Source organism: Parablautia muri (assembly GCF_009917485.1).
GTDB classification, from domain to species: Bacteria; Bacillota; Clostridia; order Lachnospirales; family Lachnospiraceae; genus Suilimivivens; species Suilimivivens muri.
Genome location: NZ_QZDT01000001.1, coordinates 231220 through 247273 on the forward strand (window position 1 = coordinate 231220; position 16054 = coordinate 247273).

The 16054-nt window shown below is 42.7% G+C and carries 13 protein-coding genes; 6 read left to right on the forward strand and 7 right to left on the reverse strand.

What is annotated here, in order from left to right; translation table 11 throughout:
• Positions 1-22: 22 nt before the first annotated feature.
• On the forward strand, positions 23-1684 hold the full coding sequence (locus D5281_RS01130; protein ID WP_160558298.1) for an LIC_10190 family membrane protein: 1662 nt from the start codon (positions 23-25) through the stop codon (positions 1682-1684).
• A gap of 30 nt (positions 1685-1714) precedes the next feature.
• Positions 1715-2656 carry a GDP-L-fucose synthase family protein gene (locus tag D5281_RS01135; protein ID WP_160558472.1) on the forward strand — a complete coding sequence of 314 codons (942 nt, stop codon included), beginning with the start codon at positions 1715-1717 and terminating at the stop codon, positions 2654-2656.
• A gap of 7 nt (positions 2657-2663) precedes the next feature.
• Here the strand turns inward: D5281_RS01135 and D5281_RS01140 are convergent, their stop codons facing one another.
• From D5281_RS01140 to D5281_RS01150, 3 genes are all read right to left on the reverse strand, one after another.
• On the reverse strand, positions 2664-4313 hold the full coding sequence (locus D5281_RS01140; RefSeq protein WP_160558299.1) for a CTP synthase: 1650 nt from the start codon (positions 4311-4313) through the stop codon (positions 2664-2666).
• 159 nt (positions 4314-4472) lie between these two features.
• The gene (locus tag D5281_RS01145; protein ID WP_160558300.1) at positions 4473-5303 is read right to left on the reverse strand and encodes an SIMPL domain-containing protein; all 831 of its coding nucleotides are present in this window, start codon (positions 5301-5303) and stop codon (positions 4473-4475) included.
• A gap of 127 nt (positions 5304-5430) precedes the next feature.
• Positions 5431-5925 (reverse strand): tRNA (cytidine(34)-2'-O)-methyltransferase, encoded by a 495-nt coding sequence (locus D5281_RS01150; RefSeq protein ID WP_160558301.1) that lies wholly within the window; start codon positions 5923-5925, stop codon positions 5431-5433.
• Between the two features lie 206 nt (positions 5926-6131).
• Here D5281_RS01150 and D5281_RS01155 point away from each other — a divergent pair, with 206 nt between their 5' ends.
• A complete protein-coding gene (locus D5281_RS01155) occupies positions 6132-7490 on the forward strand; it encodes a GH1 family beta-glucosidase (protein ID WP_160558302.1) in 1359 nt (452 codons plus the stop codon).
• Positions 7491-7495: 5 nt separating this feature from the next.
• On the opposite strand, the gene D5281_RS01160 is transcribed toward D5281_RS01155, so the two are convergent.
• The 3 genes from D5281_RS01160 to D5281_RS01170 all read right to left on the reverse strand — a co-directional run bounded on the left by D5281_RS01160 (position 7496) and on the right by D5281_RS01170 (position 12064).
• A complete protein-coding gene (locus tag D5281_RS01160; protein ID WP_160558303.1) occupies positions 7496-8920 on the reverse strand; it encodes a sensor histidine kinase in 1425 nt (474 codons plus the stop codon).
• Positions 8920-9618, reverse strand: coding sequence for a response regulator (locus D5281_RS01165; protein ID WP_160558304.1), 699 nt, complete (start codon positions 9616-9618; stop codon positions 8920-8922). Before D5281_RS01165 ends, D5281_RS01160 begins: the two co-directional genes overlap by 1 nt.
• Positions 9619-9682: 64 nt before the next feature.
• Positions 9683-12064, reverse strand: a complete 2382-nt coding sequence (locus tag D5281_RS01170) for an endonuclease MutS2 (RefSeq protein ID WP_160558305.1) — start codon at positions 12062-12064, stop codon at positions 9683-9685.
• Positions 12065-12273: 209 nt separating this feature from the next.
• Here D5281_RS01170 and D5281_RS01175 point away from each other — a divergent pair, with 209 nt between their 5' ends.
• From D5281_RS01175 to spoVT, 3 genes are all read left to right on the forward strand, one after another.
• Positions 12274-13671: a DUF3329 domain-containing protein gene (locus D5281_RS01175; RefSeq protein ID WP_160558306.1), complete on the forward strand. Its 1398-nt coding sequence runs from the start codon at positions 12274-12276 to the stop codon at positions 13669-13671.
• Positions 13671-14597 (forward strand): radical SAM protein, encoded by a 927-nt coding sequence (locus D5281_RS01180; protein ID WP_160558307.1) that lies wholly within the window; start codon positions 13671-13673, stop codon positions 14595-14597. The genes D5281_RS01175 and D5281_RS01180 overlap by 1 nt, the downstream gene beginning before the upstream one ends.
• 70 nt (positions 14598-14667) lie before the next feature.
• Positions 14668-15213: a stage V sporulation protein T gene (spoVT, locus tag D5281_RS01185; RefSeq protein ID WP_160558308.1), complete on the forward strand. Its 546-nt coding sequence runs from the start codon at positions 14668-14670 to the stop codon at positions 15211-15213.
• A gap of 79 nt (positions 15214-15292) precedes the next feature.
• Here spoVT and D5281_RS01190 read toward each other — a convergent pair whose 3' ends face one another.
• Positions 15293-15901, reverse strand: a complete 609-nt coding sequence (locus tag D5281_RS01190; protein WP_160558309.1) for a peptidase C39 — start codon at positions 15899-15901, stop codon at positions 15293-15295.
• Positions 15902-16054 lie beyond the last annotated feature (153 nt).

A 16054-nucleotide genomic window follows, 5' to 3' on the forward strand; every position in this document is an offset into this window, starting at 1 on the left:
AATTGTGAAAGAGGATGGTTCAATGCTTTCTGTTATTCTCATCTGGCTGTATATGCTGTTTACCTGTTATGTGATGGGAGTTGCTTCTATCAGGGTAATTGCAGGAGAGAGTTATTCCTGCAAACAAAAGGTCAGTTATCTGTACGCAGGCATTGGGGCAGTTACGGTTTTTGCGCAGCTTTTCAGTATATTTTGGAAGGTTGGGTTGGCGGCCAATGCAATTTTGCTCCTTGCATGCGGTTTTAGTATTCTATTTTTAAAAAAAGAATTTTTGAATCATCTGTACGCCTTCAGGCTGACCATTACGCCTGTAAAGGCAATTGTGTTTTTGTTACTTTTTTTAGGTTTTGCTTACGGCGCATCCACAGGGGTTATACATTATGATACCGGATTGTATCATGCCCAGAGCATTCGCTGGATAGAGGAATATGGAATTGTTCCAGGCTTAGGTAATTTACACAGCAGATTAGCTTATAATAGTGCGGCATTTTGCCTGTCAGCGCTTTACAGTATGGCCTTTTTGGGTGGGCAGTCTTATCATTGTTGTGCAGGTTTTCTGGCTTTTTTACTGGCATTGGTGTGTATGGAAGCACTGACAAAGGAAAGAATCAAAAAACCTAAACTTTCAGATTTTGCACGACTTGTGGCTATCTATTATCTGTTTATGATTTTTGACGAGATGGTGTCCCCGGCATCAGACTATTTTATGGTGCTTCTGGTCTTTTTTATTCTAATCAGGTGGCTGGAGTTAATTGAGAAAAAGGAGGATTCCTATCTGCCTTATGCCTTCTTAAGTGTGCTGAGTGTGAGCGTGATGACAGTGAAGCTTTCCGGAGCGCTTATTCTTTTGCTTACAGTAAAACCGGCAGCTATGATGCTAGGGGAAAAGCGAGGAAAAGAAATCGTTAAGTTTCTGGTGGCGGGACTTTTAACGGTTCTGCCTTTTCTGGTACGCAATGTAATTTTGTCAGGCTGGCTGGTTTATCCGTTTACCTCCATTGACCTGTTTTCTTTTGCTTTTAAGATTCCTAAAGGGATGGCAGATTATGATGCGAAAGAGATACAAGTGTGGGGCAGGGGATTTAGCGATGTGGAAAGATATGGAGAGTCTTTGGCTAAGTGGTTTCCTGAATGGGCGGCACATTTGGATGGAAGTAATAAGGTGTTTTTGGCTATGGCTCTTTTGGGAATTTTGTTATGGATGGCGTATCTGGCATATGCAGTTATAAAAAGAAAAAAGGATATGCTGGATTTTCTTCACACAGCCGGAACGCTGATGGTTTGCTTTTTGTTTTGGCTTTTGAGTGCACCGTTAGTTCGATATGGATGTGTGTTTTTATGGATGTTTCCGGTGATGGTGTGGGGATTTCTGTATTTAAAAATCAGTCCTCATATGGACAGGTTTAAGATATATTTGATTATACTTGTATTGTTTGGAACTTACAAGTTAGCAGTCTTTGGTATTGAGGTAGGTAAGGGAGCAACGATTCAATATTTGGTCAGGCAAAAGGACTATGAAAATTTTGAGACGGTTGACTATGAACTCCACGGATATACTTTTTATTATCCGGTGCAGGGTGATAGAGTAGGGTACCGGGATTTTCCATCAGCGCCGGTGAAGGCGGAGGATATTTTTTTGGGTGATACGATCCAAGAGGGATTTAAAGATGTTATTCATGAATAGGCAGAAAATTAAGTAGGAGAAATTGTGATGATGAACAAAACAGACAAAATTTATGTGGCAGGCCACAGAGGTCTAGTGGGCAGTGCGATTGTCAGGAATTTAGAGACAAAAGGGTATGTAAATGTGATTGGAAGGACCCATAAGGAACTGGATTTGACCAATCAGGCTATGGTGCGTGATTTCTTTGAGAAGGAGAAACCGGATGTGGTGGTGCTGGCGGCGGCAAAGGTAGGCGGTATCAATGCCAACAACACAGCACCGGCCGATTTTGCTTATGAAAATATGCAGATTCAGTGTAATGTGATTGATTGTTGTCATAAATATAAAGTGAAAAAGCTTCTCTTTTTGGGCAGCACATGTATTTATCCCAAAATGGCGCCACAGCCGATTCCGGAGGACGCCCTTTTGACCGGACCGTTGGAGGAAACCAACGAAGCTTATGCGATTGCAAAAATAGCGGGGCTTGAAATGTGTAAATTTTATAAAAGACAGTATGGGGATGATTTTATCAGCTGTATGCCCACAAATTTGTATGGTCCCTATGATAATTATGATTTGGAGGGCTCCCATGTTATGCCTGCCATGATTCGTAAATTTCATGAGGCGAAAGTGAATCATATGCCCACAGTGGAGCTTTGGGGAACAGGAACACCGCTGCGGGAATTTCTTTATGTGGATGATATGGCGGATGCCTGTGTGTTCCTGCTCGAAAATTATGAAGGGGAACAGCATGTGAATATAGGAACAGGTAAAGAGGTTACCATTAAGGAACTGGCGGAAACAGTTCAAAAGGCAGTTGGCTATGAAGGCAAAATTGTCTGGAATAAAGCTATGCCGGACGGAACGCCCAGAAAGTTAACGAATGTAGATAAGCTTCATCATCTTGGATGGACACATAAGGTTGAATTGGAAGAGGGAGTTGCTTTCGCTTATCAGTGGTTTAAAGAAAATGTAGATATTGCCAGAATGTAATGTGCGCCTAGGGGCGCACATTTTTATCACAATAATCTGTCTTATGAAGCGCGGCAGCGTTTGCTTTTGCCGCAGCCTTAATAAATCCTTTAAATAAGGGATGAGGCCTGTTAGGTCTTGATTTAAGTTCCGGGTGTGCCTGGGTTGCAACGAAAAAAGGATGATTGGGCAGTTCACACATCTCCACAATCCGTCCATCGGGGGAAAGGCCGGAAAGCTTCATTCCACTTTCGGCTAAGACATTGCGGTAATCATTATTTACCTCGTAACGATGCCTGTGACGTTCATATATGATTTCTTGTCCATATAATTCAAATGCTTTTGAAGTCCCATCCAACACGCAGGGGTAGGAACCAAGCCTTAAGGTGCCTCCAATGTCTTCTACATCGTTTTGGTCAGGCATAAGAGCAATTACAGGATGAGAGGTGGAAGGGTTAAGCTCAATGCTATGAGCATCGTTAAATCCGATAACGCTGCGGGCATATTCTACAATGGCAAGCTGCATGCCAAGACATAAGCCAAGAAAAGGAATCTGATGGGTTCTTGCGTAGGTTATAGCGCATATTTTTCCCTCAATCCCCCGGGAACCAAATCCTCCGGGAACAAGAATACCATTTACATCACCTAAAATTGTATCTACAGTTTCAGGCAGGAGAGTTTCAGAGTCAACCCATTTAATATTCACAGTAATGTGGTTGGAAATGCCGCCATGCTTTAGCGCTTCTACCACGCTGATATAGGCGTCATGAAGCTGCACATATTTACCTACGATAGCAACGGTTACTTCACCCACAGGAGAGCGTAGAGAGGCTACTATATTCTTCCAGTCGGCAAGGTCCGGCGTAGGGCATTCCAGATGCAGGCAATGGCAGGCAACCTGGGCAAGCTGTTCTTTTTCCATGGCAAGGGGAGCTTCGTAGAGATATTCCACATCCAGATTTTGCAGCACGTGGCTGCTTGGTACATTACAAAAAAGGGCTATTTTATCCTTGATAGCCTGATCTAAAGGATGTTCGCTCCGGCATACAATGATATCCGGCCAGATTCCCATTCCCTGCAATTCTTTTACGCTTGCCTGTGTAGGCTTGGTTTTCATCTCCTGTGAGGCTTTCAAATAGGGAATCAGAGTGACATGGATTAAAATTGCATTTTCGTGCCCTACCTCATGCTGAAACTGCCGGATAGATTCAAGAAAGGGCTGGCTTTCTATGTCACCTACCGTGCCGCCCACTTCTATAATGGCAATTCTTGTGCTTTTGTCTGTAAAATTCCTATAAAAACGGCTTTTAATTTCATTGGTGATGTGAGGAATGACTTGAACGGTACCTCCGCCGTAATCGCCCCGCCGTTCCTTTTGCAGCACAGACCAGTAAATTTTGCCGGTGGTCACATTGGAATTTTTATCCAGGTTTTCATCTATAAACCGCTCATAGTGTCCAAGGTCTAAATCGGTTTCCGTTCCGTCATCGGTTACAAAAACTTCTCCGTGCTGTATGGGATTCATGGTACCTGGGTCAATGTTGATATAAGGGTCAAATTTCTGCATGGTTACTTTATATCCACGAGCTTTTAAAAGCCGACCAAGAGAAGCTGCTGTGATGCCCTTACCGAGACCTGAAACCACACCGCCGGTGACAAAAACATATTTTACTGCCATAATGAATCCCCCATTCTTAATTAGTATCCCATAAAAGGAAATTTAGATATTTTTCAAAACAAATAAAAAAGACACTACGGCCAGAGCCATAGCGTCTTTGCTTTTAACGTAAAAATTTTAGCATTCACTATTTTATTTGTCAACCAAATTACAATTTTTTTAATAGAGCTGATATTCTACCAGGATGCTTGCCTCCACTTCAATTTCGCCCGGCATAATACCAGCTGTGTCAGCGAGCGCATAATCTTCTTTGACAGCAGTGGAACGGTATTTGTTAGCCAGAGCCGAATCTGTATAGCGGGCATTAGAGTAGTTGCTAATCTCCTCAATGTTGATAACAGATCCCACGCTGCATCCGGCAGCATCAGCCAATACCTGAGCCTTCTGATATGCGGTTTCTACAGCGGCGTTTAAAGCCGCCTGATAGCTTTCATCATATTTACTTGCCTGGTAGGTAATGGACTGAATGGTATTGATTCCTGAGGAAACAGACTGGGAAAGAATATGATCAAGTCCATCAATTGGAAGGTCTGACACTGTCAGGGTGGTAGTGGCTTCATAGCCGGTAATACGAGCTCTGTTGTTGCTGTAGTCATAAACAGGGTTCATGAAATAATCTGAAGTTTGAATGGAAGTTTCCTCAACAGAAAGGCTCCTCAACAATTCAATAACCTGACTGACAGATTCTGCATTTTGCCGCTGACAGGCAGCAGCATCGGAGGCCTCAGTGCGTACAGCATAAACAACCTCTGCAATATCAGGAATTGCAGTGACATTTTCGCTGCTGCTAACCGTAATAGAATTTTGCTGATATCTTGCTGCCGGAGTATTCACAGCCCCAGGTGCAGTTTCAGAAGCAACAGGTGAGTTTTCATTAGCATCAGATGAAATTTGCTCCTGCATGGGCGCGGTGCCGGAAGCTGCACTTCCACAGCCTGTAATTCCTAAAACAATCATTCCTAAAGCTAATTGCATATAAATTTTTTTCATACCAGATCCTCCATTTTTTGTATCATTTACTAGGTAACCTATTTATGATACGCCGGAGGATAAAAATTTTATGGGTTATTCATAAAATTTAGAGTTTGAATTCTGAGAGAAGGAGAGAGATGCCAGGCTATTCCTTCCAGTGTAGATGATGGAGCTCCCCTTTTAACTGTAATTGTGTAAAATTTTGCTGCCTGAGGGCCTCGTAGAGAACAATGGCAACAGAGTTAGAAAGATTTAAGGAACGAATTTCGGGGAGCATGGGAATGCGGATGCAGGTTTCTTCATAATCTACCAGAATTTCCTCCGGAATACCGGCGCTTTCTTTTCCAAACATAATAAAGTCATCAGGGCCATAGGAAACTTCTGTGTAAACATGTTTAGCCTTGGTGGTGGCCATCCAGATTTTGGCGTTTGGATGGACGGATTTAAATTCGTCAAAATTCATATATCGGGTTACATTAAGATGTTCCCAATAATCCATACCAGCCCGTTTAATTTCTTTTTCATTTAACCGAAAACCCAAAGGCTCTATCAGATGAAGACTGGTTTCGGTGGCTGCGCAGGTTCTTCCAATGTTTCCTGTGTTGGCGGGTATTTCCGGCTGGTGTAGAATAATATGCATGGTACTTACTCCTTCTATAATTTATTTTAAATGTTATCTATATGAATTTATTGTACCATGGCTTTTATAGGGCTTCAATTTGGATTTTATGAGAAGGAACGGTTTGGATTGTGGGAACTGTTTATTGTATTTAACAGGGGAAAGAGATATAATTTAGCTATGACATTTTTAATGCAGTGAATCAAAATAGAACAGGAGAAGGGATTATGGGATTTTCAAAGGATTTTGTGTGGGGCGCTGCCACCAGCGCCTACCAGATTGAGGGTGCGGTAAACGAGGACGGAAAGGGTAAACATGTCTGGGATATTTATACAAAACAGCCGGGACATGTTTATGAAGACCATACTGGGGATGTGGCCTGCGATCATTACCATCGCTTCAGGGAAGATGTTGCCATTATGAAGGAAATGGGATTAAAGGGTTATCGTTTTTCCATAGACTGGTCAAGAGTGCTTCCGGAGGGAAGGGGAAAAGTAAATGAAGCGGGCATTGCTTTTTATAGTAATTTAATTGACGCGCTTTTAGAAAGCGGCATAGAACCTTATATTACCCTGTATCATTGGGAGCTGCCCTATGAGATTTATAAAAGGGGAGGCTGGATGAACCCGGAGATAGTGGAGTGGTTCGGCGCTTATGCCAAGCTTGTGGCGGAGCGCTTTAGTGACCGGGTGACACATTTCTTTACTTTAAATGAGCCCCAGTGCTTTGTGGGACTTGGTTTTCTTTCAGGAGAGCATGCTCCTGGACTGAAAGCGCCTGTCCAGGACACACTGGAAATGGCGCATAATGCCATGAAGGCCCATGGCCGTGCGGTGCAGATGCTGCGCCAGTATGGTAAGCAGCCTCTTATCATTGGGTATGCGCCCACAGGCTCAATGTGCTATCCGGAGACGGAGACACCGGAAAATATAGAAGCCGCAAGGCAGCTCTTGTTCTCGCTGCCGGAGGATGCAAGATACTGGTCCTGGAATGTGACATGGTGGTCGGATCCGGTGCTGTTTGGACGTTATCCTGAAGAAGGGCTCAAATATTATGAGCCATATCTTCCTAAGATTACGGATGAAGATATGAAGCTTATTTCGGAGCCAATCGATGTGTATGGACAGAACATATATAACGGAAGATGTGTGCGTATGGGAAAGGATGGGAGGCCGGAGGAAGTAAAACGTTATGAAGGTTTCCCGAGAACGGCGATAGGATGGCCGGTAACGCCGGAATGCTTATACTGGGGACCGAAGTTTTTGTATGAGCGGTATAAGAAACCGATTTATATCACAGAAAACGGCCTTTCCTGTCATGATACGGTTTCTCTGGACGGAAAGGTGCATGACCCAAACAGAATTGATTTCCTTGCCAGATATTTAAAGGCGTTAAAAAGGGCGGCGGGAGAAATTGAGCTTCACGGATATTTCCAGTGGTCTTTGATGGATAACTTTGAGTGGGCAAAGGGATATTTTGAGAGATTTGGTCTTGTTTATGTGGACTATCGGACACAGGAGAGGATATGGAAGGACTCTGCTTACTGGTATCAAAACCTGATTAAAACAAACGGGGAAGAATTATAACAAATTCAATCCCCGTCTCCTTCATCTTCAATGGGAAGGGAGAAGATAAATTCTGAGCCTACTCCTTCCGTGCTGATTACATTGATATGCTCTCCATGGGCATGAATAATTTCTTTGGTGATGGATAGGCCAAGTCCGGTTCCCTTTTTGTCCCTCCCTCTGGAAAGATCGGATTTGTAAAACCGGTCCCAAATCAGTTTTAAATTGTCTTTGGGAATGCCGATTCCCTTATCCTTTACGGATACAAAAACTTTATTGTGCTTTTCCGTGGTTTCAATCTTAATGATAGAATCGGGATTGCTGAATTTAATGGCATTATCCAGCAGGTTATAGAGCACCTGCTGGATTTTTCCTATATCGGCATTGACAAACAGTTCATCGCCGGTGAGAATCAGTTCTATGGCAATGGTCTTGTTCTTGCAGGTTCCTTCGAATGAGGCGGCAATGTTGCGTATAACCTTGTTGATATCAAAAATGCTTTTATCCAGCATGATTCCCTTGGTATTTAAATTGTTTAAGGTAAGCAGACTGTTGGTGAGCTTGGTAAGCCGTTCTGTTTCATTTAGAACAATGTTCAGGTATTTTTCGTAAAGCTCGGGCGGTACGGTACCATCTAACATAGCTTCCAGATAACCCTTGATGGAGGTAAGGGGCGAACGAAAATCGTGGGAAACGTTTGCCACAAATTTTTTCTGGTCGTCTTCAGACCGGGCAATTTCGCTTGCCATGTAAGAAAGAGAGGCGGCCAGATATCCCATTTCATCCTCGCTGTCAATTTGAAATTCGTAGTGCATATTTCCTGCGGCATATTGTTCGGTTGCTTCGGTTATCTTGCGCAGAGGGAGGTAGACCATCTCCGTAAAGAAAATTAGGATAATCATAGAGAGCAGGAACAGGATAATCAGCATCAAATAAGAGATATTTAAAAGGCTGTTACAGGAGGCAGCGATATTGCTCATGGGATAATGTATCACCACATATCCCCTTACTTTATAATCTGAAGTAATGGGAGCAAATACACTAAGCTGTTCCTGGGTAAAGCTGCCAAAAAAATAGCCGATTGTGTAATAAGATTTTTCTGTAATCGTGGGGTCAAAGCCCTCAATCACTGTCTCGCTTTCCACATCAACGGGCGCCTGTGAATCCAGAATCATTCGACCGGAAGGATTGATAATCCACAGGTTTGCAGAAAGATAGGCATCTAGTGCGTCCAGCTGCTTTTTGACCGTGTCCAGAGAGGTTTCGTTATTGTAAAGGTCTGAAGCATAGGTGTTGGCAATTAGGGTAGCCTCACGATATAGCGCGTCCGCTTTTTCATATTTCAGATGCTCCATGGTCATGCTGTTTACAAAGGTCGCAACAATAATAAAACCAAAAACTCCAAATATAAAGTAAGCCAACAGGAACTTCAAGTAAAGGGTTTTTCTCATTAGCGCACCTCAAACTTGTAGCCAATGCCCCAAATGGTTGCTATGCGCCAGCCGGCATGGTCACTTATTTTTTCCCGGAGCCTTTTGATATGCACGTCTACCGTTCTGGTATCTCCAATGTACTCATATCCCCAAATCTGGTCAAGAAGCTGCTCCCTCGTAAAAACATGATTCGGGGAGGAGGCAAGAAAATACAAAAGCTCTAGTTCCTTAGGAGGCATTTCTATGTGCTTTCCCTTATAAAGCACAGAATAATTGGTCTGGTTGATGGAAAGGTCAGGATATTCCACGCATTTAACATCCTGTGGTTGGGCTGCAGCGGGGGCGGGCTTATATCTGCGAAGCACTGCCTTTACCCGTGCAACTAGCTCCTTGGAGTCAAAGGGCTTTTCCATATAATCATCGGCACCCAATTCCAGTCCTAAAACCTTGTCAAAAATTTCCCCTTTGGCGGAAAGCATGATAATAGGAATAGCGGATTTGGCACGGATTTCACGGCATACCTGATAACCGTCAATGCCAGGCAACATCAAATCCAGTAAAATTAAATTTGGTGCAAAAGATTCTGCAAGAACCAGGGCGCTTTCCCCATCTGCGGCAATCATGGTTTCAAAGCATTCCTTTGTCAGATACAGTGAAATTAATTCAGCAATATTGCTGTCATCATCTACAATTAATATTTTTTGTCTATTTACCATTTAATTATGAATCTCCCCTATATATTGTATGCAAAACAATGCAGGTGATTTTTAGCTACTGTTTTTATTCCTTGAATGTAACAATTGTAACACCGGCATCACCCTCGCCGTATTCTCCCAAGCGGTATGACTTTACATATTTAATGCGTTTTAAATGACTGTGTACAGCACTTCGCAGGGCGCCGGTGCCTTTGCCATGTACCACTCTAACGGTGGAGAGATGGGACAGATAGGCATCGTCCAGATATTTGTCAAGCTCTGCAAGAGCTTCATCCACCGTGCGCCCGAGTAAATTGATTTCAGAAGAAATATTTAAAGCCTTTGACATTTTTACCTTACTGGTATGGCTTTTTTGTATAGCGGAAAGACCAGGGGGTGTTTCCTCCTCCAAGGGCGCCAAATCCTTTATATTTGCCTGGGAACGCATGATTCCGCATTGGACAAATACGTTTCCTTTGTGGTCGGGAAGGGAGCTTACCGTTCCCTTAAGTCCCATAGAGAGAATTTTGACACTGTCCCCTATTTTGATTTGCTCCGGCTTCAACTGTTTTTTCTTTTGAGGTTGTTTTTGAGTGAGGGTCAGCTTGTCGTTTTTTTTGCCAATTTCGCCGCGCAACCGTTCCCTGGTCTTTTCTAAATCCTTTAGGGAGGCGCCGGGACCGGCCTTTTGGTAGATGCGGATGGTTTCATCCGCCACATTTTTAGCTTCCTGTAAAATTTCCCGGGCCTGTTCGTTAGCCTGACGCAGGATGCGGTCCTTGGCGTTGTCAATTTTTTCATTTTTGGCTTGTAATTTTTCTTTTAAGGCTTTTACCTGCTCTTTATAGGAAGCAATTTCCAGGCGTTCCTTCTCTATGGTAAGACGGCTGTTTTCCAAATCAGCGATCAGGTCTTCAAAGCTTTTTTCCTCAGTGGTAATCTGCTTTCTGGCAGCTTCTATGATATAGTCTGGCAGCCCTAACTTTGAGGAAATGGCAAAGGCATTGCTCTTGCCGGGAATACCGATTAAAAGTCTGTAGGTGGGAGCCAGCGTTTCCACATTAAACTCACAGCAGGCATTTTCCACAAAATCGGTAGATAAGGCATACACCTTAAGCTCACTGTAGTGAGTGGTGGCCATAGTACGGATGCCGCTTGTGTGAAGATGGTCTAAAATGGCAATAGCCAGGGCGGCGCCTTCCGTAGGGTCAGTGCCGGCGCCCAATTCATCAAACAGACATAAGGAATCTTCATCTGCATTTTTTAAAATGGAAACAATACTGGTCATATGGGAGGAAAAAGTACTAAGGCTCTGTTCAATGCTTTGCTCGTCCCCAATATCAGCATACACCTCCGTAAAAATGGAGAGCTCCGAGCGGTCTAAGGCTGGGATATGAAGGCCTGCCTGCCCCATCAGGGTAAAAAGTCCTACTGTTTTTAAAGAAACAGTTTTACCACCGGTGTTAGGGCCAGTGACAACTAACAGGTCAAAATCCTTTCCAAGCGTAACGTCAATGGGAACCACCTTCTTCGGAGGAAGAAGGGGATGACGCCCTTTACGGATATGAATGTAATGCTCCCGGTTAAAAAGAGGCATGGTTGCATTTTCATCCATGGCAAGGGCAGCCTTGGCAAACACAAAATCCAAAAAGGTCATAATCCGCTGGTTTTCGGCGATTTCTAAAATATGGTTTGCCGTCTGGGCGCTTAAGTCAGCTAAGACGGCCTCGATTTCTTCCTTTTCTTTCAGTGCAAGCTCTTTTAGCTGATTGTTCAGGTTTACAATCGCAGCAGGTTCAATAAAGAAGGTGGAGCCGGTGGAGGATTGGTCATGAATCATGCCGGGCACCTGACTTTTATATTCCGCCTTAACAGGAATACAGTATCTGTTGTCCCGCATGGTGATGACTGCATCCTGTAGATAGCTTCGGTAGGAACCGTTTACCATACCGGCTAGCTGTGAATGAATTTTATCACCGGTTAAGGAGATGGAGCGCCTTACATGCTTCAGTCCCGGACTGGCATCATCTGCAATATCTTCTTCGGAAAGAATACAGCGGTTTATTTCATTTGCAAGAGTAGTAAGGGGTTCTAAGGCTTGGAAGTAGTTCGTAAGTGAAGTCTCCTTTTCCTCATCTCTTGGCCCTCTGCTGTAGGACTTAATTCTATTTACATTGTCAAGAAGACCTGCAATCTTCAAGAGTTCAGGGGCAGATAGGGTACTCCCAATTTCCAGAGAGCGCAGTGACATAGACACATCCCGGTTTCCGCCAAAGGAAGTGGAGCCCTTAGCAAAAAGCATAGAGAGGGCGTCCGCAGTTTCCCTCTGGGCTGTCTCGATAGCGTTAAGATCAGTGAAAGGCGTTAGCTCCTGACACATAGCCCTGCCAGGATCAGAGGACGCCTTCTGCGCTAATAAATTGATAATCTTTGTATATTCTAAAGTGTGTAAAACTTTTCCGTTCATAAATACCTCTGTTGTTTGAATGAAATATTGTGATTTTGAACCTGAATAGAAAAATATAAAACTACCTAAGTATAACATATTTTTCACTGATACACTACCTAATTGCATTCCATATTAAGTTTTGATAAAATAAGCAGTAATAGTTTGTAACAGTCCGGTCAGGGAACCTATTACAATTGGTATCATGTCATATCAGGAAAGGAAAAAACGTGACGGCTTTTATAGAAAAACATAGAAAACAGATATTCCGGATAATATTAGCAGCAGCATTTTTGATGATTTTGGCCTACAATTTTTTGACGCCATACCTGTCAGATGATTATTCCTATGCGATTGCGGTGCGGGAGGCCAAATCCGTATGGGATTTGATAAAACAGCAGTATGGAGAATACTTGTCAAACAGCGGAAGGGTGATTGGCCAGTTCAATGTGCGGCTTTCCCTTGTATTTGATAAGTGGGTGTTTAACCTGGTAAACAGCTTTATGTTTATAGCGCTTGTACTTTTTATGTACGCCAATATCCGCCGTAAAAAGAAATATGACATTTTTGTCCTTTTACTTATCATTACTTTCTTATGGAAATTTGCAGTAAGTTTTGGCCAGACCATGCTTTGGATATGCGGAGCCTGTAATTACCTTTGGGGGAGTGTGTTTATTTTGGGGTTTGTGACCTTTTACAGGCATTTTTTGTATCATGCGGATAAAATAAAGCATCATTGGATGATAGCAGCCGGAGCATTTATGCTTGGTATAATAGCTGGCTGGTGCAACGAAAATACATCTGGTGGATGTTTGATGATGATATTATTATTCGGACTGAATTTTTGGTGGGATAGAAGAAAAAGGAAGGAAAAAAGTATTTATCCTTTTATGATTGCCGGCGTCCTTGGTATGTGCTGCGGAATGCTGGGAATGATTTCAGCGCCAGGCATAAGGAGCAGGAGCGCTACTATGTCAGAAGGTGAATATACGGGATTTGTGGGTCTTCTTTCCAGAATTTATAAAATAACGCTTAGCATTAGGGAATTATTTTTTGTTGTAATCGTAATTACAATCATCGTACTTGTGATTCTGGTACTGCAAAAAAAATTGTGTAGCTTAAGGTTACTGCGCAATCATGAAACGGTTATTTTTTTACTGGTGGCAACGGCCACATGTTATGCCCTTGCCCTTGCGCCTACTCCTGCGGACAGAGCGTATTTTGGGGCAGGTATTTTTCTGTTTGTAGGATGCATTCAGGGGATAGTTGACGTATCGGATACGGAACAGGTGGTCCGGGCCGCTAAGTACAGTCTGGTCAGTGTGCTGTGTGCATGGCTGTTCTTTGCTTATTTGGATAATCTGGTCAATCTGGCCAGAATATATAGAGAGGAGAAGGAGAGGATTGATTTAATCTGGGAAGAAAAGGGCGATCCCGATGAAGATGGTATTTTGGTGATACCACAGTTTAGAGAGGCCTTTAAGAACCCTTATAGCAATGCTCATGAATCGGACTTGCAGGATGATAAAGATTATTGGATTAATCTGTTTTATGAAGTTTACTATGATTTGGGAAATATTACGGCAATTCCAAGAGATGAATGGGAGGAGCAGTATGGAGAGGAATAATGGCTGTGAAATGGAAACAATTAGGTAATAGTCCATGCAATTTGTGCCCCAGGGAATGTCAGGCAAGACGAAAAGACGGCCAGATGGGCTATTGCCTTTCGGATAACAGGATTTTTGTAGCAAGGGCAGCGCTTCATATGTGGGAGGAACCCTGTATATCAGGAGAGAAGGGATCAGGTACGGTATTTTTTTCCGGCTGTAGTTTAAGATGCGTTTATTGCCAAAATTATGAAATTGCAGCAGGCAAAAGAGGCAGACAGGTTTCCGTAACAGAGCTTGCAGAAATTTTTTTAGAGCTCCAGGCAAAGGGGGCGGCCAATATTAATCTTGTGACGCCGGACCATTATATAGACCAGATTGCATCAGCTGTTTTGGCAGCAAGGGATATGGGGCTTACCCTGCCAATGGTATATAATGGAAGTGGGTATGAAAAAAGAGAGGTAATAAAAAATTTAACAGGAATTGTGGATGTTTTTTTGACAGATTTTAAGTATATGGATGAAGATTTAGCGGAAAAATATTCTAAAGCCCCTGATTATCCGTCTGTTGCGGCGGCAGCGCTTGAAGAAATGATGCAGATAGCGGGAGAGGCCGCATTTGACGAAAAGGGTATGATGCAAAAGGGAATTATTGTAAGACATCTGATTTTGCCGGGGCATAAGAAAAATGCAAAAGCGGTTGTAAAATATCTGTATGAAACCTATAAGGACAGGATCTATCTTAGTTTAATGAACCAATATACACCTTTTGCAAAAGTTATGGAAGACTCTGATCATAAGGAATTGTGCAGAAAGGTAACAAAGCGGGAGTATGAGGCTGTTGTAGCGTATGCCATAGATTTAGGGGTCAAAAATGCTTTTATTCAGGAAGGAGATACTGCCAGGGAAAGTTTTGTGCCGCAGTTTGATTTAAATTTTCATGTATAATAAGCCTTCTTTTACAAATAATAGTACAAGAGTAATTTTTTACTATTAGCGTAAATGGAGGTTTATTTTTATGAAAGCTACAGGTATTGTGAGACGTATAGACGACTTAGGCCGTATTGTAATACCCAAGGAAATCAGACGGACCCTCCGAATTCGGGAAAGTGACCCGCTTGAAATTTTTACTGACAGGGAAGGCGAGATTATATTAAAAAAATATTCGCCCATTGGTGAAATGAATACATTTGCAAAACAATATGCAGAAAGCTTAGCACAGGTGTCAGGCAGGACAGCCCTGATTGCAGACAGAGATCAGTTCATTGCAGTGTCGGGAGGCTATAAAAGTATTCTTGGTAAATCCATCAGTAAAGAATTGGAGGAAAAGCTAAATAAGAGGGAAATGCTGATTGCCTCAAAGGAGGATTCCAATTTTATCCCGATTACACAGGATGTAACCGATGAATTTTATCAGGAGGCAATTAGTCCTATTATCTGTGAGGGAGATATGATTGGCGGTGTAGTGCTGATTGATAATGGAGAGAAAGGAAAAATGGGAGAGGTAGAACAAAAGCTGATTCAGTCGGCAGCAGGTTTTTTGGGAAGACAGATGGAACAATAAGCTTAGCGGGAACAAAAAAGGGCTGCCGGGAGCAGTCCTTTTAAATGAAAGGTACAATAATTTATGATACGAAGTATATTTAAGTAAGCGCCGTATTGAACATAACCAAAGCCAGCCTGAGAGAAAAGTCTCCCATTTCATAATAATTTCTGGTGGTACGATTCAGGCGTTCCATAGATACGGAACGGTTGGCCTTTTTAGGCTGGTCTGTGATAAAAGAAATTTCTTCCGTAAAATATTCTTCATCTAATTCCGGGTCATTTAATTCCTCGTAAAAAGGATCAAAGAGTAAAACCCGGTCTTTTTCAATACCTGTTAACAGAACATAATGATCTACACCCAAAAAAAGGTGCACCAAAACAACACCACCAGCTGCAAGGGCTTTGGTAATGGGACTATCCGGCGTGACTGTTACAATCTCCCCGGAATAGTACTCGCAGTGGAGAGGGAAATTTCTGGTTTCTCCATAGTGGTTTAACCAACAGGACAGAAAGTCTATGGCAGAAGGAGAGGTACCGTGCTTACCAGGGTCACCTGATTCGTTACAGGTATCTAAACAATAAAGCATGATAAACTTCACCAAGTCAGGATGAATATCCTCCCGCTCAAAAAGGTATCGTATGCCGTTCAGAACGGTAACAGGTCCGCAGTCGTATTCGGATGTCTGATAGTTCAACAGATTTTTCATCTTAATCCCCCATACTTCCAATCGCCCGCAAATTGTATGTATACAAAATACATTATGCGAAAAGTACAAATTTAATGCAAAGTGATTGTAATATAACGCTATTTGGGACATTTGTCAAGAATTCACAGATTATGTCTATACATGTTATTTTTT

Coding starts and splice junctions, on each gene's coding strand:
- D5281_RS01130 (WP_160558298.1), top strand. CDS start 23: ATGCTTTCTGTTATTCTCATCTGGCTGTATATGCTGTTTACCTGTTAT.
- D5281_RS01135 (WP_160558472.1), top strand. CDS start 1,715: ATGAACAAAACAGACAAAATTTATGTGGCAGGCCACAGAGGTCTAGTG.
- D5281_RS01140 (WP_160558299.1), bottom strand. CDS start 4,313: ATGGCAGTAAAATATGTTTTTGTCACCGGCGGTGTGGTTTCAGGTCTC.
- D5281_RS01145 (WP_160558300.1), bottom strand. CDS start 5,303: ATGAAAAAAATTTATATGCAATTAGCTTTAGGAATGATTGTTTTAGGA.
- D5281_RS01150 (WP_160558301.1), bottom strand. CDS start 5,925: ATGCATATTATTCTACACCAGCCGGAAATACCCGCCAACACAGGAAAC.
- D5281_RS01155 (WP_160558302.1), top strand. CDS start 6,132: ATGGGATTTTCAAAGGATTTTGTGTGGGGCGCTGCCACCAGCGCCTAC.
- D5281_RS01160 (WP_160558303.1), bottom strand. CDS start 8,920: ATGAGAAAAACCCTTTACTTGAAGTTCCTGTTGGCTTACTTTATATTT.
- D5281_RS01165 (WP_160558304.1), bottom strand. CDS start 9,618: ATGGTAAATAGACAAAAAATATTAATTGTAGATGATGACAGCAATATT.
- D5281_RS01170 (WP_160558305.1), bottom strand. CDS start 12,064: ATGAACGGAAAAGTTTTACACACTTTAGAATATACAAAGATTATCAAT.
- D5281_RS01180 (WP_160558307.1), top strand. CDS start 13,671: ATGGCTGTGAAATGGAAACAATTAGGTAATAGTCCATGCAATTTGTGC.
- spoVT (WP_160558308.1), top strand. CDS start 14,668: ATGAAAGCTACAGGTATTGTGAGACGTATAGACGACTTAGGCCGTATT.
- D5281_RS01190 (WP_160558309.1), bottom strand. CDS start 15,901: ATGAAAAATCTGTTGAACTATCAGACATCCGAATACGACTGCGGACCT.